18 protein-coding genes are annotated in these 21,581 nt (G+C 63.4%); 3 read left to right on the top strand and 15 right to left on the bottom strand.

Annotation, left to right across the window (positions count from 1 at the left end; all coding sequences use genetic code 11):
* Position 1: 1 nt before the first annotated feature.
* The 3 genes from WKV53_RS07975 to WKV53_RS07965 all read right to left on the bottom strand — a co-directional run bounded on the left by WKV53_RS07975 (position 2) and on the right by WKV53_RS07965 (position 2,653).
* Positions 2–784 carry a thiazole synthase gene (locus tag WKV53_RS07975; RefSeq protein ID WP_341404000.1) on the bottom strand — a complete coding sequence of 261 codons (783 nt, stop codon included), beginning with the start codon at positions 782–784 and terminating at the stop codon, positions 2–4.
* Between the two features lie 68 nt (positions 785–852).
* Complete coding sequence (locus tag WKV53_RS07970) at positions 853–1,590, bottom strand: DUF2071 domain-containing protein (RefSeq protein WP_341403998.1); 738 nt, start codon at positions 1,588–1,590, stop codon at positions 853–855.
* A gap of 70 nt (positions 1,591–1,660) precedes the next feature.
* Entirely contained in the window at positions 1,661–2,653 is a 993-nt protein-coding gene (locus tag WKV53_RS07965; protein ID WP_341403996.1) for a malate dehydrogenase, read from the bottom strand.
* Positions 2,654–2,856: 203 nt separating this feature from the next.
* Here WKV53_RS07965 and WKV53_RS07960 point away from each other — a divergent pair, with 203 nt between their 5' ends.
* Positions 2,857–3,171 carry a hypothetical protein gene (locus WKV53_RS07960; protein ID WP_341403994.1) on the top strand — a complete coding sequence of 105 codons (315 nt, stop codon included), beginning with the start codon at positions 2,857–2,859 and terminating at the stop codon, positions 3,169–3,171.
* A 53-nt stretch (positions 3,172–3,224) separates the two neighbouring features.
* The gene (gene hpt, locus WKV53_RS07955; RefSeq protein ID WP_341403992.1) at positions 3,225–3,758 is read left to right on the top strand and encodes a hypoxanthine phosphoribosyltransferase; all 534 of its coding nucleotides are present in this window, start codon (positions 3,225–3,227) and stop codon (positions 3,756–3,758) included.
* Between the two features lie 23 nt (positions 3,759–3,781).
* Here hpt and WKV53_RS07950 read toward each other — a convergent pair whose 3' ends face one another.
* The 12 genes from WKV53_RS07950 to WKV53_RS07895 form a co-directional block, all read right to left on the bottom strand.
* Complete coding sequence (locus WKV53_RS07950) at positions 3,782–4,573, bottom strand: CvpA family protein (protein ID WP_341403990.1); 792 nt, start codon at positions 4,571–4,573, stop codon at positions 3,782–3,784.
* A complete protein-coding gene (aroC, locus tag WKV53_RS07945) occupies positions 4,570–5,673 on the bottom strand; it encodes a chorismate synthase (RefSeq protein WP_341403988.1) in 1,104 nt (367 codons plus the stop codon). The genes WKV53_RS07950 and aroC overlap by 4 nt, the downstream gene beginning before the upstream one ends.
* A gap of 43 nt (positions 5,674–5,716) precedes the next feature.
* Positions 5,717–6,958, bottom strand: coding sequence for a glycosyltransferase (locus WKV53_RS07940; protein ID WP_341403986.1), 1,242 nt, complete (start codon positions 6,956–6,958; stop codon positions 5,717–5,719).
* 3 nt (positions 6,959–6,961) lie between these two features.
* Positions 6,962–9,673, bottom strand: a complete 2,712-nt coding sequence (locus tag WKV53_RS07935; protein ID WP_341403984.1) for a VWA domain-containing protein — start codon at positions 9,671–9,673, stop codon at positions 6,962–6,964.
* On the bottom strand, positions 9,670–10,056 hold the full coding sequence (locus WKV53_RS07930; RefSeq protein WP_341403982.1) for a hypothetical protein: 387 nt from the start codon (positions 10,054–10,056) through the stop codon (positions 9,670–9,672). Before WKV53_RS07930 ends, WKV53_RS07935 begins: the two co-directional genes overlap by 4 nt.
* A 5-nt stretch (positions 10,057–10,061) precedes the next feature.
* Positions 10,062–11,888, bottom strand: coding sequence for a DUF7407 domain-containing protein (locus WKV53_RS07925; protein ID WP_341403980.1), 1,827 nt, complete (start codon positions 11,886–11,888; stop codon positions 10,062–10,064).
* Between the two features lie 29 nt (positions 11,889–11,917).
* Positions 11,918–12,799, bottom strand: coding sequence for a DUF58 domain-containing protein (locus WKV53_RS07920; RefSeq protein ID WP_341403978.1), 882 nt, complete (start codon positions 12,797–12,799; stop codon positions 11,918–11,920).
* Positions 12,796–14,313 (bottom strand): ABC transporter permease, encoded by a 1,518-nt coding sequence (locus tag WKV53_RS07915; RefSeq protein WP_341403976.1) that lies wholly within the window; start codon positions 14,311–14,313, stop codon positions 12,796–12,798. The genes WKV53_RS07920 and WKV53_RS07915 overlap by 4 nt, the downstream gene beginning before the upstream one ends.
* Complete coding sequence (locus WKV53_RS07910; RefSeq protein ID WP_341403974.1) at positions 14,313–15,332, bottom strand: ABC transporter ATP-binding protein; 1,020 nt, start codon at positions 15,330–15,332, stop codon at positions 14,313–14,315. Before WKV53_RS07910 ends, WKV53_RS07915 begins: the two co-directional genes overlap by 1 nt.
* Complete coding sequence (locus WKV53_RS07905; RefSeq protein ID WP_341403972.1) at positions 15,329–17,146, bottom strand: hypothetical protein; 1,818 nt, start codon at positions 17,144–17,146, stop codon at positions 15,329–15,331. Before WKV53_RS07905 ends, WKV53_RS07910 begins: the two co-directional genes overlap by 4 nt.
* A gap of 74 nt (positions 17,147–17,220) precedes the next feature.
* Positions 17,221–18,228, bottom strand: coding sequence for an AAA family ATPase (locus WKV53_RS07900; RefSeq protein ID WP_341403970.1), 1,008 nt, complete (start codon positions 18,226–18,228; stop codon positions 17,221–17,223).
* 284 nt (positions 18,229–18,512) lie between these two features.
* Entirely contained in the window at positions 18,513–20,075 is a 1,563-nt protein-coding gene (locus WKV53_RS07895; protein ID WP_341403968.1) for an NAD(P)/FAD-dependent oxidoreductase, read from the bottom strand.
* A gap of 177 nt (positions 20,076–20,252) precedes the next feature.
* On the opposite strand from WKV53_RS07895, the gene WKV53_RS07890 reads away from it, so the two are divergent.
* Positions 20,253–21,548, top strand: a complete 1,296-nt coding sequence (locus WKV53_RS07890) for a nucleoside hydrolase-like domain-containing protein (protein WP_341403967.1) — start codon at positions 20,253–20,255, stop codon at positions 21,546–21,548.
* Positions 21,549–21,581 lie beyond the last annotated feature (33 nt).

Below are 21,581 nucleotides of genomic sequence, written 5' to 3'. Positions count from 1 at the left end.
CTCAGGCGTTGAGGAACCCGGTCAGCGGGCTCGTGGCGGAAGCTGCATCGCTGCGCTCAGGCAAGCCGAGTTCGTAAGCTTCGCGACCTGCCTCGACGGCCTTCTTGAAAGCGATCGCCATGCGCACCGGATCGGAAGCAACGGCGATGGCGGTATTGATGAGCACGGCATCGGCACCGAGCTCCATCGCTTCGGCCGCATGGCTGGGAGCTCCGAGGCCGGCGTCGACCACCACAGGCACGGTGGCTTGCTCCACGATGATGCGGATCTGGTCACGGGTCGCGACGCCCCTGTTAGAGCCGATGGGTGCACCGAGCGGCATCACGGTGGCGGTGCCGACTTCCTGGAGTCGCTTGGCGAGCACGGGGTCGGCATTGATGTAGGGCAACACGGTGAAGCCCTCTTTCACGAGGATCTCGGCGGCCTTCAGCGTCTCGATGGGATCCGGCAGAAGATAGGTGGGATCGGGATGGATCTCCAGCTTCACCCACTTCGGCAGCCCGGCGGCGGCGGCGAGGCGGGCGAGGCGCACGGCTTCCTCCGCATTCATCGCGCCGCTGGTATTCGGCAGGAGCAGGTATTTCTCCGGGTCGATGAAATCGAGGATGTTCGCGTAGGGATCGGCCTTGCCGGTGAGGTCGGCGCGACGCAGGGCCACAGTCACGATCTGGGTGCCGGAGGCGGCCAGCGCGTCTCGCATCGACTCATTCGACGAGAATTTCCCCGTGCCCGTGAAGAGGCGGGACGAGAACTCGCGACCGGCAATGACAAGCGGCTGGGACATCGGCGGCGGACTGTAGGAAAGCAGCCCCTGCATGCAAGCCCCACGGGACCCGGTCTTGTCACCTCACTTCACGCAGGCACCGCGACCCGGCGGCTTTCCATGCTGTGCCACTCGTGAGCGACATCCCGCATGATCAGGGCGTGGTCGAAGACAGCGCTGCCGGCCGGGAAGAGGGCGGGATTGTCGAAATAGGACGAAGCCACCTTTGAGACCGTCAGAGGTTTCACCTGCCACTGGTAGGTCTCCAGACGGATGGCGTCGAGGTGGTCACAGCTCTTGGTGGTGGAGTAGCCAACACTGCCGGTTTCAAAAAAGTCCGAGGATTCTTTTAAAGAATTGAAGCAGGATGAAGCGGGGAATTCATCGGATTCCGTCGCGCTGAGCGAGAGGCTCATGTGGCCATCGCGGGCGCGCGCCTTGATCTCGATGATGCCGTGGTCGTCACAGACGATGAAGTCCGCGAGATGATGTTCGCCCGGGAAAATGCGGCCGCCTGCGAGATGATTCGCCAGCGAGCTGGTGTCGCGGCGCGGGATGAAAACGCCTTCGCGGGTGGTGCCGTCCTCGTCATCGCAAAGCACGGCAATCCGGTGCGCGACGTTCTCGCTGTTGATGCCAGCCCATACCGGGAGCATCCGCGGCCTGATATCTTCCAGGCGAATCAGACAGATGCCCGCGATGGCTTGGCCGCGGTGCAACTTCGGCCGGAATCCTTCTGGCAGCAGCGGCGCGACCACCGAGGGATCGACGCGGTAGTTCACCAAAAGACGGCGACGAATCAGGCCGGTGACGACAGGGAGGGACATGTGCCCCCAAATAAGCAGAAAGCCGTGGGAAATCCCACGGCTTTTGCGTGAAATTTTTATAATAATCCGATCAGGCAGGAATCAGGCCCTTCACCGCGTCCCGCTCCTCGAGCAGTTCGCCGATGGTGGCGTCGATCTTGCCCTGGCTGAACTCATTCACCGGCACGCCGTCGATGACTTCCCAGGTGCCATTGGTGAGCGTGCGGATCGGCATGGAGGCCATGATGCCCTTGGCGATGCCGTAGTGGCTGCCATCCGAGTAAACGGCCACGCTGTGCCAGTCGCCGGCCGGGGTCGGATTGACGAGGCTGACCACGGTATCGATGGCGGCATTCGCAGCGGAAGCGGCCGAGGAAGCACCGCGCGCGGCGATGATGGCGGCACCGCGCTGCTGGACGGTCTTGATGAAGTCCCCCTCGAGCCACGCCTTGTCAGAGATCACGTCGGTGACGGCCTTGCCAGCGATCTTGGCATTGGTGAAGTCGGGATACTGGGTGGCGGAGTGATTGCCCCAGATGCAGAGATTGGTCACCTCGGAGTGATGGACGCCGGCTTTCTGGGCGAGCTGGCTCTTGGCGCGATTTTCATCGAGGCGGGTCATCGCAAAGAAGCGGTCCTTCGGGACGCCATCGGCGTTCGAGGCGCAGATGAGCGCGTTGGTATTGCAGGGATTGCCGACGACGAGCGTGCGGACGTCGGAGGCGGCGTTGCGGGCGATCGCCTGGCCTTGACCGGTGAAGATCTTGCCGTTGATGCCGAGCAGGTCGCCGCGCTCCATCCCGGCCTTGCGCGGCACGGAGCCGACGAGCAGCGCCCAGTTGGTGCCGCGGAAGCCTTCATCCAAATCGCAGGTCGGCACCACTTCGCGGAGGAGCGGGAAGGCGCAGTCATCGAGCTCCATCACCACGCCCTTGAGCGCGGGCATGCCGGGCTCGATTTCGATTAATCTCAGGTTCACTGGCTGGTCAGGACCGAAGAGGGCGCCGGATGCGATGCGGAAAAGGAGGGCGTAGCCGATCTGGCCGGCGGCGCCGGTCACGGAGACGGTGATTGGAGCTTTCATGGTTTAACAGACAACGGATGGCTGGGGCGAGGTAAGCTGGCTGATCCCTACGGGTCAACGTCGTTCCAACCACGAGTTTCCAGCAATGTTTCGCATGTCAAAATCGTGCGGCTGTCCGATTTTCCGCTAGGCTGGATGCTTTAGGAATGCTAACCAACTGCCAGCCAATGGCCGCCCGGCGGAAAAGTATCTCAGGAACGAAATTGAAGCGTCTGGAAGCCCAGACGCGGGTGATTTCTACGGCCAATCGCATCATCTTCGCGGTGATGGGCCTGATCCTCGGGCTGGCTGTGGTTGCCACGGCGTTGCCACAACAGCGCCGGCTGAAGGACTTGGAATACAAGCTCTCGCAGACGCTTGAGGCCGAAAAGCGGGTGGTCGCGGAAAAGGACTACCGCGAGAACGAGTATCGCGCGCTCAAGGACGATCCGGCTTTCCTCGAACTGAAAGCGACCGACCGCCTGAACCTGCATCGCCCGGGCGGCAAGGTGTATCGGTTCAAGCGGACGCAGGATTGATTGGTCGAGTGAGCGCTTGATAGAGGCCGCCAGGAATGCGGATGCTTGTGGCCATGGAAGACGACATCGAGCGCGTATTGGTGGACGAGCAGGTGATTCACAAGCGGCTCGATGTGATGGCGCTGGAGATTCGCAAGGACTTCCCGGGCGAGGTGCTGGTGGTCGTGGTGCTCATGAAGGGTGCGCTCGTCTTCGCTGCCGACCTGCTGCGCCGGGTGCCGCGGATGCTGGAGATGGAGTGCATCAATGTCGCCAGCTATCACGGTGGCACCGAGAGCAGCGGCGTGGTGAGCTTCCTGGATCACAAGCTGCCCGACGTGAAGGACCGCAAGGTGCTGGTGCTGGATGACATTCTCGATACCGGCCGGACGCTGAAGGCCGTGGTGGACCGGCTCTATCAGGATGGTGCCTCCGAGGTGAAGACCGGCGTGCTGCTGTCGAAGGACAAGCCGCATGCGGAGAACATCGCGGCGGATTACGTCGGCTTCCTGATCGCGGATGAGTTTGTGGTGGGTTATGGCCTCGATTACCAAGGGCGCTACCGGAACCTGCCTTACGTGGGAGTGCTGAAGACGGAGGCTCAGTAGCGTTTGCTGGGAGCGGCCGCCTGTTAGAGTCGTAGGTCCGCCAGCATCTTCTTCAGATCCGGATTCGCCATCACGTGATCCAGCCGCGGATCACGCAGGATGTCGGCGTAGCGCTTTTGCTTCGCCAGTTCGCGAAGCTTCGGATCCTGCTGGATCAGCGCTTTGATCTCAGGCTCTTCCATCACCGGGATCGCCTTCGGTGGAGGGCCGCTGTCGCCGAGGGCGATGAGCTTGGCGAGTGTTACCCGGGCTTCGTCTGCGAGGGGATCGATGCCTTGGAACAAGCCTTCAGGCAGCGCGTGATTGATGGTTTCCTTCAGCTTCGCGACGAAGGCCAAGGGTGGGGTGGTGGCATGGTCGCCTTCGACGAAGCGCCTGATCTCCGCGACCGAACCGATATTCCGTAGCGCGGTTGCACCGGTGAACCACAGCAATGAGGTGGGAAGCAGGCTGAGCAAGGACGTGATGATCCAGCGCTTCGGTGAACGTTTGGAAGTCTCTTCCGATTCCTCGTTCTTCTTGCCAAAGGGACGCACGGCGAAGTGCAGCACGGCGCGCAAGATGAAGAACACCACGGCACCGGCAATCACCGGGGCGATCCACGGTCCGCCGGGAATCTCGACCGCGGGGGCATGCCGCCACGTCAGATACGCGGCGAAGCCACTGAGGAATACCACCAGCGAACCGGCGAAGATCCGCAGCAGGCCACGCAGCACCGCGAGCACGGCACAGGCTCCGAAAATCAACAGTGCGGCGGTCCCGAGGCTGAGCTGCGGGATCGTCTCCAAATCGAGTGCTGCGAGAAGTTCCTTCACGCGTCCGGAGCAGGGAACCCACCGACCTGGCCGCGCTGACGGAGCAGGTGATCGCATACGACTAGAACGGCCATCGCTTCCACCATCGGCACGGCGCGCGGGAGCACGCAGGCATCGTGGCGGCCGCGGCCGGCGAGTTCGGTATTCTCGCCGGTATTGGTGACGGTTTCCTGCGAGGTCATGATGGTGGCGGTGGGCTTGAAGGCCACGCGGAAGACGATGTTCTCGCCATTGGAAATGCCGCCCTGAATGCCGCCGGAGCGATTGCTGGTGGTGCGGACCTTGCCCTCGACCATGCGGAAGGGGTCATTGTGCTCCTTGCCCGTGAGCAGGGTGCCCGCGAAGCCGGAGCCGATTTCGAAGCCTTTGGTGGCGGGCAGAGAGAGCATGGCCTTGGCCAATTCGGCCTCGAGCTTGTCGAAAACCGGCTCACCGAGTCCCGGCGGGCAGCCGCGGATCACGCACTCGACCACGCCGCCGACGGAGTTGCCTTCGCCGCGCACTTCCTTGATGCGCTCGATCATGGGCTCGACCATCGCCGGATCGCCGGTGCGGACGATATTGCCCTCGATCTGCTCGGCGGTGACGGAGAGGGGATCGACGGTCGCATTGAGATCGTGGATCGACTTCACCCAGGCCAGCACCTCGATACCGGGGCAGAGGTGATCCAGCACCTTCTTCGCCACGGCGGCACCGGCGACGCGGCCGATGGTTTCGCGGGCGGAAGCCCGGCCGCCGCCGGAAAGGGCGCGGATGCCGAATTTGGCATCGTAGGTGTAGTCGGCGTGGGAAGGCCGGTATTTCACCGCCATCTCGTCGTAGGCGCCGGGGCGCTGGTCCTCATTGCGGACCACCACGGCGATCGGGGTGCCCAGCGTTTGGCCGTCGATCAGGCCGGAAAGGATCTCGGCCTTGTCGGCCTCCTTGCGGGGCGTTACGATTTCACTCTGGCCCGGGCGCCGGCGATCGAGCTCGTGCTGGATGTCCTCCAGGGTGAGCGGAACGCGGGGCGGCACGCCATCGATGATCACGCCCACGCCGCCACCGTGCGATTCTCCGAAGGTGTGAATGCGGAAAGCGTGGCCGAAACTTGATGACATGCGCGGGACTGTAGGCAGCCGGAGCCCCGCGCCAAGAGCGGTTTCACGGCTTCATTTCCTCGATCAGGTCGCAGGTCCGGGTCATCCAGCCCGCGGGATCGAAGCGCTTGGCTACCTCTTCGGCCCGCCGTTTCACCGCCGGATCGTGGAGAAGGCGGTCCAGAGTGGCGGCAATCTGCTTCGCCTTGAAGCGCTTCGGCGGGAGCCCGTCACCGGTGCCGAGGTCGTGGACGCGGCTCAGGTTATCGAGCTGGTCGTGGGCCATGGGCATCAGGAGATGGGGAATCCCGGCCCGGAGCGTCTGGGCGCAGGTGCCGATGCCGCCGTGATAGACCATGGCTGCGGCTCGTGGCAGCACCTGGCTGAAGGGGACGTAGGAGAAATGGCGCACGCCCTTGGGCAGATCGGCCGGGATGGTATCGTCGAAGCGGCTGATCAGGACGGCGCGCTTGCCGAGCAGCTTCATCGCTTTCACCGCTTCATCGAAGAACTCATGCCCCCGGTCCATCGCGCTTCCGGGTGTGAAGACCACGGGTGGCTCGCCGTCGTTGAGAAAGTCCTCCAGTTCCTGCGGCACCTCGCGTTGCTCGCTTTCGTCGAACAAGGGGAATCCGGTCTGAATCACCTGCTCCGGCCAATCCGGCTGCGGCGCGGCATACCACTCGGGAAACAACGCGATCACCCGGTCCGGCGAGTGCCAGCCGCGGAGGACGCCGCGCGTGGGAGCTAGCCCGTGGCGGGCGCGGAAGCGGTTCAGCTCCGGAAGGACGTGGCGATCAACGACCTTTTCCGCGATCGCCCACTGGATCTTCTTCATCCAAACCGGCGCTCCCTGGGGAACCGGCGCGCCGTGCATCACCGGCTGGCGATGCACGCTGACGAACAGCGACGGCGCGAGATGGATGCTCACCACCGGCACGTCTAACAGCTCGCGAACCGACATCGTCGCCCATGCCAGCGAACTTGCGAGGATGATGGTCTCGCCCGGGATATTCAGTTCGCGAGCGACTTCCAGGATCGGCTCGTAGCTCGGATTCACCGCATGTTCGATGATCGAGGGCAGCGCCTTGGTCGGATGCCAGAGGTGCGGGTTTCCCTGGATGCGCTCGAAATCCTCAACCGTGCCCATCGCCCGGAAGCGGAGCCCGGCACGGGTGACCACGCTCTCGAAGAACGCGCTGGTCGCGACGATGACCTCGTGTCCGCGCGCTTGCAGGGCCTTTCCGACACCGACGAAGGGATGCACGTCCCCCGCGCTGCCCATGGCGTAGATCAGGATGCGCATGAGTTACTTCCGATCCTTGGCCCGCTGGTAGCGCGAACGGCGCTCAGAGCTGTCTTCTTCCGTCGTTTCCGCAGTGACGACCGGCTTGTCGTCTTCCTTCTTTGCGAACACCGGCTCGGGCTTGGGTGCCTTGACCTTGATGGGCTTCGCTACTTTTTCGCGCGGGGCGAAGTTCGGCATCGATGGCAGCGGCAGCTTCCAACCAGTGCGGGTCATCAGCGCTTCGGTCACGAGAAAGACAAGCATCGCCAAGGCGATCCAGATGCGCAGGGAAACATCCTGTCGGTTCGGCGGACGCAACCAGGCGTCTTCCAAATTGAGCAGCTCGCGGCCACCGGTTTGCGCCGACACGGTTCGCAGGTCGGCGAGGCGCTCGGGCTCGAAGGCCCACTCGACGGACGAGCCGACCGTGACCGGTCCGAAGGGCAGGGCATGCTCGCCGACTTGGATCGCACCGCGGACGATCGATCCTTCATCCAGATCTTTCGTCACCGAGAAGTGACCCGGTGCGATGCGCTTCCACGGGACATCATAAGGCGCTTCACCCGGGCCGGTCTCCAGCAGACGGAGCTTCGGCGGCATGAGGGAGAGTTTCTGCGACCACTGCTCGGGATCGTAGAGCAGATCGAGCGTCAGGCGTGTGCCATCAAGCCGGTGCTTGAGGCCGATTCCCGGCGGGAGGTCCATGCCCATCAGCCAGCGGGTCATCGTCTGGACAAAATCGCCGTAGCCCTTCCAATCGCGGATCCGCTGCGAGAACTCGCCGCCGAGCGGGAAGGACACGGCGGCACTCCGGCCGAGGCCGCGGCGAGCTTGAGCGACGAGCGGGGCGACATACTCGTCCTTGCTGACCAGCGAGTGGGTCGCGTCTTCGCGGAGATAGGAGAGATTGTAGCCATCCACCTCCGGCAGCCACTCAAGCGGCTTCGGCGAAACCTCCGCCCAGCGGCCGGTCGGCAGTGCGCCGACGGGATCCTCGATGAAGGCGGAGCGGGCGATGGTCACGGTCTCCTGCGCGAAGATCTTCGGGATGTCCATCGGCCGGTCGGCGAAGAAGATCCGGCCGTCGCCGAGCTTGGCGATGTCTTCCAGCAGCTTGGCATCGACGTCCGTCTTGTGGCCCATGCCGATGACGGAGACGGTACAGCCTTCCTTCTTCATCGTGGCCAAAAGGCGCTTGTAGTCGCCCGGCTCCTCGGAGTCGCAGGCGTCGGAGAAGAGGATGACGTGGCGGGTGCCGGCCTTTGATTTCTTGAGTTCGTCCCAAGCTCCCTTGAGACCTTCGTAGACGTAGATGCCGCCGCCGGTGGATTTCACGCTGCGTGCGCGGGCCTGCAGCTTGCCCACGTTGCCCCTCACATCCGTCAGGGGGATGATGGTCTCCGGGGCACTGTCGACGGCGAGCACGGTGACCTGGTCCATGGGGCCTAACAGCCCGATGGCATCCGCCGCGCCATTATTGGCGAGGTCCATCTTGGCCATGCCGCCGCCCACTTCGACCGACATCGAGCCCGAGCGGTCGAGGACGATCGCGAGTGCCACGGCGAGCTTGCGGTGCTCGGTCTTGAGCTCCATCGAAACGGGCAGCAGTGCATCGATGGGGGACTTGAAGTAGCCGCCCGAGCCGAAGGACTGCTTGCCGCCCGCCATGAGGAAGCCGCCGGCTTGCTCGCGCACGAAGAAATCGAGCGCTTCGAGGAACTCCACCGGCACCTCGAAGGCGGGAATATTGTTGAAGATCACGGCGCGTGCGCCGGTCAGGCGGCCCGGCTTCAGGTCCGCGGGGTTCGTCACGACATCCACGGTGAAGTCGAGTGACGAGAGCACCTTGGCCACCGGGTCATCGGTATATTTGGTGGCGAGCAGGACGCGCGGTCCGCCCGCGATTTCGATCCAGCGTGACGCCTTGTTGTTGCCGGGATGCGCGTCCTTGAATGGCGAATCGCTGCCGACCACGACTTCCGCTTCATATTGGAAAGCTCCAGAGCGGGAGATGCGATCGGTGAACTCGGCACGGCCCACGCCATTGACCAGTTTGACCTTGGTCTCGGTCAGCGTCTGATCACCACGGCGGAGGATCAGGTTTACATCGGTGTCGGAAGAGCCGCGCACAGTCGCCGCGAGCAGGAAGGGCTCGCCGGCTTGCACACGCTCCGGCAGTTCCAGGCGTGAGACGCGGAAGTCATCGAGCGTCTCTTCACGAATCAGGCGGAAATCCACCGGGATGCCGCGTGCCTCAAGTTGCTCGGCAGCTTCATGCAGGGGCTCGGTGGCAAAGCCATCGGTAAAGACGAGGACGCGAGAAGGGCGATTCTCCTTGGTCAGGGCGGTGACGTGCGAGAGCGCCAGGCCGGTGCGGGTCAGCTTGCGGGAGCCGGTGAAGCTCACGTCATCGAGCTCGGTGTCCGCCACCTCGGCGCCATAGTTGAAATAGTAGGCCTTGTCGCGGTGGCTTGGCTTGCCGTCTTCAATGAGGCGCTTCCACTCGGCCAGGTTCTTGTCGACGAGGTCCTCGGTGGAGTCGGACCGGTCCAATAGGACAAACAGGTCGAGCGCATCCTCCTGCACGTTGATCTTGGGATCGGCGAGGCCGAACGCCGCGAGCAGCACGAGCAGCAGCCGTAGGGGAGACCACAGGCGCAGTGACTTCCAGAACCAGCCGATGAAGAGGAAGGCCGGAATCAGGAGGAACCATTCTGGAGAGCCGAAAGTCATGGAATGAGCCAGTGGTAAAACGGCTTCGGAGCGCCTTCTTCGACGACCTTGTGGCTGCCGTTGACCCAAGCCTGGGAAAGATTGCCGCCCTGTTTTTCAACGAGCCGGATTTCGACCTTCTTCTTGGTGGCATCGACGAAGCCATCGCATTTCAGCGGCACGGCGGGCATCGACTTGCCGGGAAACTTGCGGAAGACGGTGAGGTCGCTGGCGGTGGTGATGCGTCCGGAATTCGCCCCGGTGATCCAGTAGGTGGATGGAGCGGCATTCATGCCCCGCTGCGATACCGTCAGCGAGCCGTTCTTGTGACGGAAGGCGGTGGTGGTGGTGCAGGCGGTGAAGAACAGCGGCAGGACCGTGAAAAGCAGGTGGCGGGATTTCATGGCGGTCAGGCGGGTTGGGGTTCGGTGGCGCGCTTTTTCGCAGCTTCGCGCTCGCGAGTGAAATGCCACGAAACCAGCAGCGCGGCGAGCAGCAAGAGGAACCATGCGCGCCACCAGTGATCTTCATCGGTGTGGCGCTCCACAGCGGCGGCGCTCCCTTGGTCGAGGGTGTTCTCGGGCTTGCACGCGCTGAAATCGGCCTCGCGGGTATCGGCGAAGTGGACGCTGGCGGTGAGCAAGTCGGTGTCGCCCTGGCGTACCTTGATGAAGCCGGCTTCGAGCGGAGCATCGATCTTCACGCGGGCTGCTGCGGGCAGCGTGTCGGTTTTCACCACCTTGCCGTCGAGGCCGAGGGTTTGGATCGAGAGGGCTGGTGCCTCGTGCCCGGTTTTGGCAGCGAGTGTCAGCGGCTGGCCGCTTTCCAAGAGCTGCGTCATCGGCGCGATCTTCGCCTCGCGAAGTTCCTCGGCGAAGCGATGGAGCATCACGATGAAGGCTGGCAGGGTGGAAGCGTTCGAGAGGCGCAGGTCGAAATTGAAACAGAGCTGGCGGGAAGCCGGCGTCTCCGGGGTGGCCGGCGTTTCGCGGAGGAAAATCAGCGGGCGCTCGCCTTGCCACAGCAGCACCGTGTCGCTCTGGCGGCGCTGGAGCTGGATCGTCTCGCGAACCAGCAGGGATTGCCAGTTGAGCGCATCGATCAGCGGATGCTTTTCCGCAACGATGCCGCCCTTCAGGTAGGCTCCGCCTTTGGTCTCGTCCTTGACGAAGACGATGGCGTGACCCGCGGGTAGCACGGGATCGAGCGGATCGTAGGAAAGGATGGTGAGGTCGGCGGTGGCGGTGTCATTGACCGACTCGGTGGCTTCCAGAGAGCGGAGCAGTTTCTTGGTCAGCTCATCGTAGGCCCCGCCGGTGGAGGCGAAGAGCGCGAGCTTCTTCGGCTGCGGAACCACGATCGGCAGCACGTCATCGAGCGTGAACTTGTCCGGAGAAAGCACGAGCTTCAGGCGCTCGGCCTTTTCCGGAAAGGCGGCCTGAAGGGTGACGATGGCATTCGGCTCCAGATCGATCTGGCGTGGCTCGGTGCGGGTGCCATCGGGCAGCTCGACTTGCCAGGTGCGGGAATTCGCGTGGGCGGAGTAGTTGCGGACGAGGGCTTGGAAGACCTTCGCGCCTTCCTTTTCGCCGATGCTCACGCCGGTGAAGCCGACATTGTCGATGGGCTCGCCGAGCGAGAGCAGGCGGGCGTCGAAAGGCGGCGAGTCGATCGGGGTGTCCGTGGCGTAAACGACGATGCCTTCACGCGCGACGAGCGAGCGCGCGAGTCGCAGGGCCTGCGCGGGATCGGTCAGGCCGGCGCGCGGTTGCCAGGCATCGAGCGCCTTGGCGAGGTCATCCTTGTTGTCCCCGGCGAACAGCTTCGGCCGGCCCGGCGTGCTTTCCAGAACGGTCAGCTCCAGCGCAGTCGCGTGTCCTTGCAGGTCGGGCAGGGAGGCGACGATCTTCTCCTTCAGCTTGTCCTTGAAGACGGCCATCGAGGCCGATGAATCGAGCACGATCGCGACGCGCTGGGTGCTGCGCGCCTTTTGGTAGCGCGGCTCCGCCAGCAGCCATGTCAGCAGGAGCACGCCGAGAAGCTGCATCCACAGCGGTACCGAATTCATCAGCCGGTCCATGCGCCGGCCGCTCGCCGACTCGCGCTGGGTTTTCTCTAACAGGAACAGCGTCGAGACCGGGATGATGACCGCCTGGCGCTGGAGGAAATGGATCGCCAGCACCGCGGGAATCCCGAGGAGCGCCCAGAGGCCGGCTGGGTTGGTGAGAGTGAGCAAGGGTCAGGTGAAAGGTGGTGAGTGAAGCGTCAATTTGCCGTCTCCAATGCTCCGCTCGGCAGTGCCTCGGCGAAGAGCGAGGTCTGCAAGTCGGGCTCGCAGGCGACGCGGGCCATGCGGCACTGGTGGCGGCGGCAGGCCGTCTTCCACATCGAGAAGTGGTTCGCGTAGCTCTCCTTGTAGCGCTTCAGCACGGAGGGCTCGATGCGATGCTGGTGGCGCGACTTGCGCTCGGCATCGATGAACTCGTAGTTGCCGGTCCAGTCCGGGGCGGCCTCGCTTTGCAGGAAGGGGATGAGGAAGATCGGGCTGCCTTGGCGGGCGGCCAGCATGCGCACGGCGTGTTCCGGGTCACCAGGGAACAGGAGGTCCGAGACCATGACCCGGATCGCATTGCCATGAAAGGGGATGCGCGAAAGATCCGGCGCCAGCGCGGGATCGGCGGCTTTCATCGCGCGTGCTTCATCGAGCCAGCGATGGAGGGAGATGCTTTCAGGTGCCAGAGGGCGCACCGCGTCGCCACGGACGAGGAAGACGGCGGTATTTGCACCCGAGCGACGCGCGGATTCGACGGCGAAACAAAACAGCTCTGCCACGCGCTCCGCCTTCTGCGGGTCGAAGAACATCGACTCCGAGGCATCCAGCACCACGTCGACGACGGGGCGGACTTCCTCGCGGTAGAGCTTCATGGTGTACTGGCCAGTGCGGGCGTAGGCTTGCCAGTTGATGTGGCGCGGGTCGTCGCCGGGGACGTAGGTCCGGTGGTCCTGGAAATCGAGGGACGAACCGACGCCGGCGCCTTGGAATTCGCCAGCCTGGCCCTTCCACACGCGTGATCGCAGCGGCAACCTCAGGCGAGCCGCGGCGGCGAGCGCCCGGGCGTGGCAGCGGGTGAGTTCTTCGGCGGTCATGACGTTGGCTTCGGAGCGTGGCCTTCGGCTTCTTGCTCGACCTCGCGGATGGCGGAGAAGTTCTTCAGGGCAAAGAACAGGAGCAGGACGAAATAGGCCGAGCAAGTGATGACGCCGACCTGAACCAGGCCACTCAGGTCTGCTATGGTGGTGGACGAGGGGTGATTGCGATAAAGGAAATCCACCACGACCATCTGCACGGGAGGAATCCACGAGAAGAACCAGACATACCCGTCGTTGTCGGTTTCCGTCATGATCAGGACCAGCGCGATGGCCGCGGCGCAAAGGAGAACTCCGATCAGAATGTAGACTCCGAGCGGACTTCGCGCACGCGAAGCGAGGACCCGGATGATCAGCGCTGGCAGCAGCAGGGTGCCAAGCGTCATCAGCAGCTTCACGATCGGGAGATTGGGATTGATGTCCGTATTGGGGCGCGAGAGGTAGACGAGGATGGTGCCGGTCATCAGGAGACCGGTGAAGAGGACGCCGGAAGCCCAGCCGGGATACAGGATGCGGCCGGCAACTTTCCCCAAGTTGCCAAACCGCAGGAAGGGCCGGCAGATGGGCGGCAGCAATTCCAACGGCTCGGTCAGGGCGAGCGCCACCGCTGGCACGCCGACCATGATCAGCATCACTGCCATCACGTCGCGCGAGGTCCCGGCAATCCAACCGATCACTCCCAGCAGGGCGATCATGCCAAGCGCGACCAAGCGCCGCGAGGTGCTGTGGTTTTCCGCCTGGGGCGCAATGATCGAGGCACCCATCGCCAATGCCATCCAGCCGATATAGATGCCGACGGCGAGCGTGCTGAAGAGTCCCCAAGCTTCCGCCTTGTCCTGCAAGGTGCAGATGCGGATCAAACCATTCAGCTCGTGGCTGAAGGTGATCGACGGAATGCTGAAACCAATGAAAACGGCGAGGGCGAGCGGCATCAATCCGCGGACGAGGATGGAAGGAAGCGCCGAGAGGCCGACCGTGATAGCCGTGAAGATGGCCGACCCGGCAAAGACCAACCCGAGCAACAAGAGCTCGGCAAACAGATCCATGCGCCCGAAAAAGTAACGCAGGATCAAGTATGGCACGATCGCCATCAGCAGCAGTCCGGTCTGGCTGACGATGGCCACCCATTTCCCAAGGACGATGCGCCATGATCCGAGGCGGGTGAGCACCATCAGGTCGATGGTGTTCCCCTTGATCTCATGGTGCAGGGCTCCGATGCCGCGCAGTGGCTGGGCGACGAGAGCGGCGAGGGCGAAGAAGAAGAAGATCACCTTGCTCACCGCCGGCCCGGAGTCGCCATCGGAACTCGCACCGATCGCCGACAGCAGCACGATGCCGAGCAGGCCTTGCAGGGCGAGGAAGAGGATGACGAAGGTCTTACCCCGCAGTCCCTGGCGGAGCTCCTTGACCAGCATCGGTGAAAGCTTGTCGCTGAACTCATCGAGCTGGCCGGCCACCGGAGGCGGCGTGACAGCGGGCGGCGGGACGACAGGATTGGCGGCGCTGACGCTCATCAATTGTTCGACGGTTCGGGCGGAGTGAAGGCGGGTAGCTCGGACTTCGGCGCGGTCGGCAGGGCTCCTTCGCCGCGGTCGATGCGGCCGAGCATGTCGATGAAGGCGTCCTCGAGATTGCGCTGTTCCTTGTGGAATTCGGTTACCTTGAGGCCGTCCTTGACCATGCGGGCGAGGACCTCCGCGGCGCGCTCCGGTTCGCTGGCCTCGATGCGGATGCGCGCGCCGGCCTTGCGGCTCTCCAGGAACTTGACGTGCGGATTGATCACGCACCAGTCGGAGACGGCCTGCGGATCGCCGAGCACCTGCACATCGTAGAGCATGCCGCCGGCGGAGTCGGTGCCCTGCTTCAGGGTCTCGGCGTCGCCATGGTGAACGATGCGGCCACCATTCACGAAGAGCAGCGAATCGCACATCTCACCCAGCTCCGAGAGAATGTGGGAAGAGATGAAGATGGTCTTTCCTTCCTGGGCCAGCACCCGGATCAGGTGCTTGAGTTCGACACGGGCCTTCGGGTCGAGTCCGGCGGCCGGCTCGTCCATGATCAGGATCTGCGGGTCATGAAGCAGCGCGCGGCCGAGGCAGAGGCGCTGGGTCATGCCTTTCGAGAGCTTGTTCGAGAAGCGGTCGGCGAGGGGAATGAGGTCAGTGAATTCCATCACCTCCTGCACGCGGGATTTCCGCTCCTTCCCGCGGTAACCGAAGGCACGGGCGTAGAAGTCGAGATACTCGACGACGGTCATGTGCTCATAGTTGCCGAAATGATCCGGCATCCAGCCGATCAACTTGCGCACTTCGTCCGGGTGATGGACCACATTGATCCCGCAGATCTCCGCGGTGCCCATGGTCGGGTAATCGAGCGAGGCGAGGATGCGCATGGTGGTCGTCTTGCCAGCGCCGTTCGCGCCGACGAAGCCGCACACCGAGCCATGCGGGATCTCGAACGAAATGCCATTCACCGCCTTCAGCTGTCCGAAGTAGCGGTAGAGATTGTGGACTTTGATGGCTGCTTCGCTCATGGCTTCACGATGGGTCCGGTGATGTAGGTGCGCGTTTCGATCCAGTTGATGCCCTTCAGGGTGTCGATCGCAGGTGCCTTGTTGGAGACCGCGATGAAGTGGCCTTCCCGCTCGTGGAGCGATTTGAATTCCCGGTCGACCCTGCCTTTCCCGTTCACGGCCAGCACCCCGCGGGTTCGCTCGGCGAGGCGCTTGGAGGCATCGTTGACGAATCCCTCCACTTCTGCGGGCGATGCGGCGACACAAGTGAAGGCCTTGCCGGGGACGACGTTTTCCGCCTTCCACCAGCCGTCGGAGTTGTCGTGATAGTAGAGCGTCTCGATGGGGAAATCGAAGGTGGAGAGGAAGGATGGGGTGCCGCTTTCCGCGCGGGCCTCAATCCGTCCGCGGGTCGGCACGATGGCCCTCATGAAGTGGCCCTGCTCGGAGCGGCTCTGGAACCAGTCACCCTCCACCTGCATCTTGCCGTCTTCGAATTTCTCCTCGTAACGCATGCCGCCACCGTCGTTGTCATTGGTCAGGCGGGACCATTGGCCGCTGGCGAGCGGGACGCTGGTGAGAACGGCGGGCTCGTTCACGGTGAATCCACCGCCGAGGAGCACACCGGTGCGGCTGACTTGTTCCTGCAGAAGGTAGGCGGAGTTCTCCCCATCGTCCGGGCGCACTTCCATCAGGACGGTGCGCATGCCGCGACCGCCGAAGCCATCGATCAGGATGATCAGCGCGATCAGTAGCACGCTGGTGCCCAAGGCGATCAGGGGCGTGGTGATGAACAGCCGGTGGCGACGGCCGGACTTCGCGAAAACGAACAGGTTCACCGGTCCGACGAGCACGCCGAATGCGACCAAGATCAGGACGAAGAGGCCGTAGTTGTAGCGCTGCTCGCCGAAGTCGGCCTTGGTCTGCCAAGCTGCGCTGAAGTCGTTCCGGATGGAATGGTTCAAGGGTGCAAGGCGCGCGTGGTCCTGAAAGCGCTCCACTGTCGCCGGTGCATCAAGTTTCAAGTCGCGGCCCAGAGGGATGAGTGTCACCCGGCCGAAGCTGCGGTCGGCGGTTCGTGTGCCCTTGCCCTCCGTGGAGATTCCCAGGGTCGCCAGATCCGAGGATCCGGACAGCGTGTAGATGACCAGCTCGCCACCGAGGCGATTCCAGCGGAGGATGGCCGTGCGGGCACCCGGGGTGGCATTTCCCCAGTCGGTGTCGGTCATCGCGATGCCGTCATATCCGGAGTAAGCCCGCCAGTCCTCCGGCAGCGAGCGCGCGTCGAATCGACCCGCGAAAGTTTGAGAACCTCCGCGATAGTGGACGCTGCTGCCGGAGCTCGAGAGATGGCTATCCAGCATCGATCCGTTCGGCGTGTAGAGAGGTTCGCTCAGCAAGACTGCCGACTGACTGTCGTCATAGTTCGCGTTCAGCTTTCCCGACGCGCTGCCGTAGGAACCGGAGAGACGGACATCCACGCTGACGAAGCCGCCGGAGCCGAAGTTCAGCAGCGTGGCGCATGGCACCAGAATATCGTGGACGCTATTCCGCTCCGCCGGAATCGTCAGGTCAAAGGACGAGGTGATCTCGCTGCCCCGGTCACCGTAGCCATCCTCGGAAGTGGTGGAGATGTTGATTTTCCCCTCCTGTTCGGAGGTATTATTCACCGTGATCCGGACCGGCAGGAATCCGCCGGGAGCGGGACGATTGAAGAGTGCCACCGCGTCGACCTTGGTCTTGGTCTTCGGGTCGGGCACATGGCTGAAGAGCATCTCCTGCGCCCCCAGCGGAGCGACGAGGGAGACCAGCAGGAAAAGCAGGCGCTTGAGCATGAAGGGAAGGGCAGGGAGATGAGGTGTTCCGGCTGCTTTGGGAGATGGAACGGCTGGGGTGGAGCAGCCGCGGGTCAGGCGGTCTTGAGCGTCCGCGGGGTCGCGCCGCCCTGGAACGGCACCTCCTCGATCAGGGCGCGGACGATGTCGTTGTTCGTCAGTCCTTCGACCCGCGCATTGTATTCCAGCACGATGCGGTGGCGCAGCACCGACGGGGCGACGAAGCGCACGTCCTCGAAGGAGGCATTGGTCCGTTCATTCATCAGTGCGCGGGCCTTGGCTGCGGAGGCCAGCGAGAGGGCAGCACGCGGGCTGGCGCCGTAGCGGATGCCGCGGGCGGCGGAGCTCTGGCCCGGATGAGTGCCATCGACCAGACGGGCGATGTAATTTGCGACCACGTCCGGGAGATAGATGCGGCGTACCAAATTCAGCACTTCATCCAGCGTCGAAGCATCCATGATTGGCTCAACCGTCGGCTCGGTGCCGAGTTCGCGCTGGTTCACGATCCGCTCAAGGGTCTCGACGTTGTTGCGGGTGACCTCGAGCTTGAAAAGGAAGCGGTCGAGCTGGGCTTCCGGCAGCGGGTAGGTGCCTTCCAGTTCGATCGGGTTCTGGGTCGCCAGGACGAAGAAGGGCTTGGGCAGCTCGTGGGTCTCGCCGAGGACGGTCACCCGGCGCTCCTGCATGGCTTCCAGCAGCGCCGACTGGGTCTTCGGGGAGGCGCGGTTGATTTCGTCCGCGAGCACGATGTTCGTGAACAGCGGCCCCGGCTGGAAGACGAAGGCGCGGCGGCCGTCGACTTCCTGCAGCACCGGGTTGCCGGTGATGTCACCCGGGAGCAAATCCGGGGTAAACTGGACGCGCTTGGTGCCGAGCCGGAGGGATTTCGAGAGGCCCTTCACGAGTTCGGTCTTGCCGAGTCCCGGCAGACCTTCCAGCAGGATATGTCCCCGGGCCAGAACGCCAGTCAGCACCAGATCAACGAGTTCTTCTTGGCCGAATAGCACCTGATTGAGCGCCGCGGATAGGGAGCGCACGTGCTTTCCGGCGGTGGTGACTTCGGTCTCGGAGGCGTATTCCATGGGATAAGATCGTTCTAACGATTCGGATGCTTGAGGGTGTATCGGAATTTCGCGTGAAGGCGCGATGAAAATTCCAACCGGAAGTTCCACCAAGGAATTCCGCCGGGAAGGGGATCTGTCTGGGATTTCAGGCGGGAATGAGCCAGAGATGACAATGGGATTTCGTAGCGGAACCGACTGCGTCGTTCCGGTTGGGTTCGGCCCGTCCCCGAATCCAAGCGGCGATTTGTCTTCCACGCCCGCCCGCCGGAAGGGCGCAGCCCTTCCGCTACCGAAATGCTCCGTCAGGACGCCTCCGCGACCCGGCTGGCCGCGGCCTTTTCCATTGGGTCAGGCAGGGCCGGGATCGGCTGGGTGAACATGGTCTCCGCCTCCAGCTTCAGCCACACCTTCATGCCGCCCAGCATGTGCCGGACCGCCTTCAGGTTCGGCTCGAAGGGGACGCGGATCAGGTGGCGGTGCTTCAGGTTATTCTTGCCGTAGGTGCCTGCCATCAGGCGCTTGCGGGCAATCGTTTCCAGCCGCCGGTTGTAGAAGCGCATCAGCCGCGCGAAGATCGCGCCTCCGAGGCCATTGTAGGGCATGGTCGAGTATTCGCGGTCGGCATCCCAATACACTGCCCGCACCGGGCCGATGAAATAGGCGGCGATATCCATGAGGAATGCGGCATGCATCAGGTCCGCGTCGCCGAGATATTGATACTTGTTCCGGTAGAGGCCGTGATACCATCTCTGGTAAGACTGCGGATAGATCTCATTGTGAGTGGCCAATGCCATCTTCACGCATTCGCCGCGCAGGGACTTGAGGATGATGTTGTGCGCGCAATAGGTGGAGTGTGCGCAGTAATCGAGACCCTGGGAATAGAGCGGGTCCATGAATCCCGCGGCATCGCCGGCGAGGATCCAGCCATCGCCGCAGACCTCGGTGGAATAGTAGGGGAGATGCTTGTAAATCCGGGCGTCGTTTTCGACCGGCACGGCATCCGCGAACATCAGCTTGCCGATGGGGTGCGTCAGCAGGTGCTGCTTCACGCGCTCGCCGACCGGGCCCTCTGACGGCGGCGTGAAAAGCCGCTCGTCCCAGGTCACACCGGCGGAAAAGTCGCCATTTGAGAGCGGGATGATCCAGGACCACCAGCCGCGGCCCATCAGGTGATTGGTCGCGCTGGCGCGGCCGACCGATGGGCCGTTCTTGAAGCTGGGTGCCTTCGTCCTGGCCTCGTGGGAATCCAGCGTGAGGACGTTGGTATAGCGCACCCACATGGAATGCACCGGGTGATCTTCAAGCTTCCGCCAGAGGCCGCGCTGGCGGGCGATGAGCGCTGCTTTTCCCGAGCAGTCCGCGACCCAGCCGGCGGTGATGGTGCGGGTCTCGCCATTGTGCTTCAGGACGACGGTGTTCTTGCCCGCGCCATTCAGTTCGAAGGACTTGATGGAGGCCGGGCGGAGCAGGTCGCAGCCTTCCTTCTGGGCCTGTTCCAGCATGTGCTGGTCCAGAAGTGCGCGGTCGAGCTGGTAGGTGGGAAAGCGGGCTTGGGAATTCGGCCCGATTTCCGAGCAGGAGTTCGGGCAATCGTTCTCCGGGGTGGTGAACCACATCCGCAGGCCGTGCTTCTGGAAATGATGGCAGGAAAGGTAGTGCGCCAGCCCGAGTACCCGGGTGATGAAGCAGCCGGCGACCTCGGAGGTGGATTCGCCGACCTTGCGGTCAAAGGCTTCCGATTTCTCGACGATGAGGACCCGGGTTTCCGGGCGAGCGCGCTTCAGCAGCAGCGCCAGCGCCGACCCCGAAAACGCGCCGCCGAAGATGACGACATCGTAGTCGGTGGAAGTGGGGGAATCATTCATGCGGCGAAGTTGGCCGACCTTAGCGACCGTGTCCGGCCGCGCAAGGGACAAGCGACCTGAGGCACGAAGGTATCATCGGGCAGGGATGAGAGATGCGCGGGATGGTGCACTTTTCACGATACGAATGTCGCCGGACGCGATTGTGGTGGTCCCGCGGCCGGTCAAAGGTTCAGGTCCATGGGATTCCGCAGAGTTCTCGCCCTCTTCTTCCTGGCCGTTTTGGTGATTCCGGCCATGACTTTGTCGGTGTCCGCCGAGGTTCGCCCGCGGGTGATCGTTTCGACCGACATCGGCGGGACGGATTTCGATGACTTCCAGTCGCTGGTCCACCTGCTGGTCTATGCGGACCGGATTGATCTGGAGGGACTGATCGCGTCGCCGTGGGGTGCGGCGCGGAACCGGAAGGAGAACCTGCTGAAGCTCATTGATATCTACGCGAAGGACTTTTCGAACCTGAAGAGCTATTCGGACGACTATCCGAAGCCGGACCAGCTGCGGGCCGTGACCAAACAGGGTGGCACGGATTCCGCGGATCTGCGTGGCTGGGGTGAACGGACGGAAGGCTCGGACTGGATCCTCCAATGCGCCCGCCGCGATGATCCGCGGCCGCTGTGGCTGCTGGTTTGGGGTGGCATCGATGATCTCGCGCAGGCCCTTCACGATGACCCCTCGATCAAGCAGAAGCTGCGGATTTACTGGATCGGCGGGCCTAACAAGAAGTGGTCGACTACGGCCTATGACTACATTGCCCGGGAGCATCGGGATCTGTGGATCATCGAGGCGAACTCGACCTATATGGGCTTCTTTCGCGGCGGGAATCAGGCGGGCGATCTGGGCAATCGCGAGTTCGTGACCGCTCATGTCAAAGGCCGCGGTGCGCTCGGGGATTACTTCGCGACCATCTCCCCGGAGATCAAAATGGGGGACACGCCTTCGCTGACGTATCTGCTGGGACCCGGAGCTAGGCCGGAGAATCCGGCGGCGGAATCGGGATCTTGGGGTGGCAGCTTTGTTCGCTCTTGGGACCGGAAGCGCATGACTTTTACGAGTGCTCCGACTGAGGCGGATACGGTGGAGACGTATTCGATCGTCGATCTGGGGTATCGGCCGGAGGGAAGCGCGCCGACTGATGCCAGCGCCCGGCTGGTGGTGGATGACCAGGAATTCAGCGGCTTTCCGGGTGGCGATGGCGCTTGGCATTTCCTGTTTTCGCCGAAGTCGGCGCGGAAATGGAGCTATCGGATCGCTAGCAATCATCCGGGTCTGGATGGCAGGACTGGGAGCTTTGCCTCGGTGCTGCCCGCGGTCGGGCAGAAGCCGTCGCCGGACTATCCCCATTGGTGGACCGATGATCCGGATCCGGGATTGAGGGAAGGGGACCAGCAGGGTGCGAAGACGGTCAGCCGCTGGCGGGAGGATTGCCTCAAGGATTTCGCCGAGCGGATGGTCCGTTGCGGGACCCCGGCGCGATAAGGGGTGAGCGCGGCGGTCGGAATAGGGGTGATC

The organism is Luteolibacter sp. Y139 (assembly GCF_038066715.1).
GTDB lineage: Bacteria > Verrucomicrobiota > Verrucomicrobiia > Verrucomicrobiales > Akkermansiaceae > Haloferula > Haloferula soli.
This window is presented reverse-complemented; position numbering and strand designations above follow the sequence as displayed.

Coding starts and splice junctions, on each gene's coding strand:
- WKV53_RS07915 (WP_341403976.1), bottom strand. CDS start 14,313: ATGAGCGTCAGCGCCGCCAATCCTGTCGTCCCGCCGCCCGCTGTCACG.
- aroC (WP_341403988.1), bottom strand. CDS start 5,673: ATGTCATCAAGTTTCGGCCACGCTTTCCGCATTCACACCTTCGGAGAA.
- WKV53_RS07895 (WP_341403968.1), bottom strand. CDS start 20,075: ATGAATGATTCCCCCACTTCCACCGACTACGATGTCGTCATCTTCGGC.
- WKV53_RS07970 (WP_341403998.1), bottom strand. CDS start 1,590: ATGTCCCTCCCTGTCGTCACCGGCCTGATTCGTCGCCGTCTTTTGGTG.
- WKV53_RS07940 (WP_341403986.1), bottom strand. CDS start 6,958: ATGCGCATCCTGATCTACGCCATGGGCAGCGCGGGGGACGTGCATCCC.
- WKV53_RS07930 (WP_341403982.1), bottom strand. CDS start 10,056: ATGAAATCCCGCCACCTGCTTTTCACGGTCCTGCCGCTGTTCTTCACC.
- WKV53_RS07935 (WP_341403984.1), bottom strand. CDS start 9,673: ATGACTTTCGGCTCTCCAGAATGGTTCCTCCTGATTCCGGCCTTCCTC.
- WKV53_RS07905 (WP_341403972.1), bottom strand. CDS start 17,146: ATGCTCAAGCGCCTGCTTTTCCTGCTGGTCTCCCTCGTCGCTCCGCTG.
- WKV53_RS07900 (WP_341403970.1), bottom strand. CDS start 18,228: ATGGAATACGCCTCCGAGACCGAAGTCACCACCGCCGGAAAGCACGTG.
- WKV53_RS07920 (WP_341403978.1), bottom strand. CDS start 12,799: ATGACCGCCGAAGAACTCACCCGCTGCCACGCCCGGGCGCTCGCCGCC.
- WKV53_RS07965 (WP_341403996.1), bottom strand. CDS start 2,653: ATGAAAGCTCCAATCACCGTCTCCGTGACCGGCGCCGCCGGCCAGATC.
- WKV53_RS07910 (WP_341403974.1), bottom strand. CDS start 15,332: ATGAGCGAAGCAGCCATCAAAGTCCACAATCTCTACCGCTACTTCGGA.
- WKV53_RS07975 (WP_341404000.1), bottom strand. CDS start 784: ATGTCCCAGCCGCTTGTCATTGCCGGTCGCGAGTTCTCGTCCCGCCTC.
- WKV53_RS07890 (WP_341403967.1), top strand. CDS start 20,253: ATGGGATTCCGCAGAGTTCTCGCCCTCTTCTTCCTGGCCGTTTTGGTG.
- hpt (WP_341403992.1), top strand. CDS start 3,225: ATGGAAGACGACATCGAGCGCGTATTGGTGGACGAGCAGGTGATTCAC.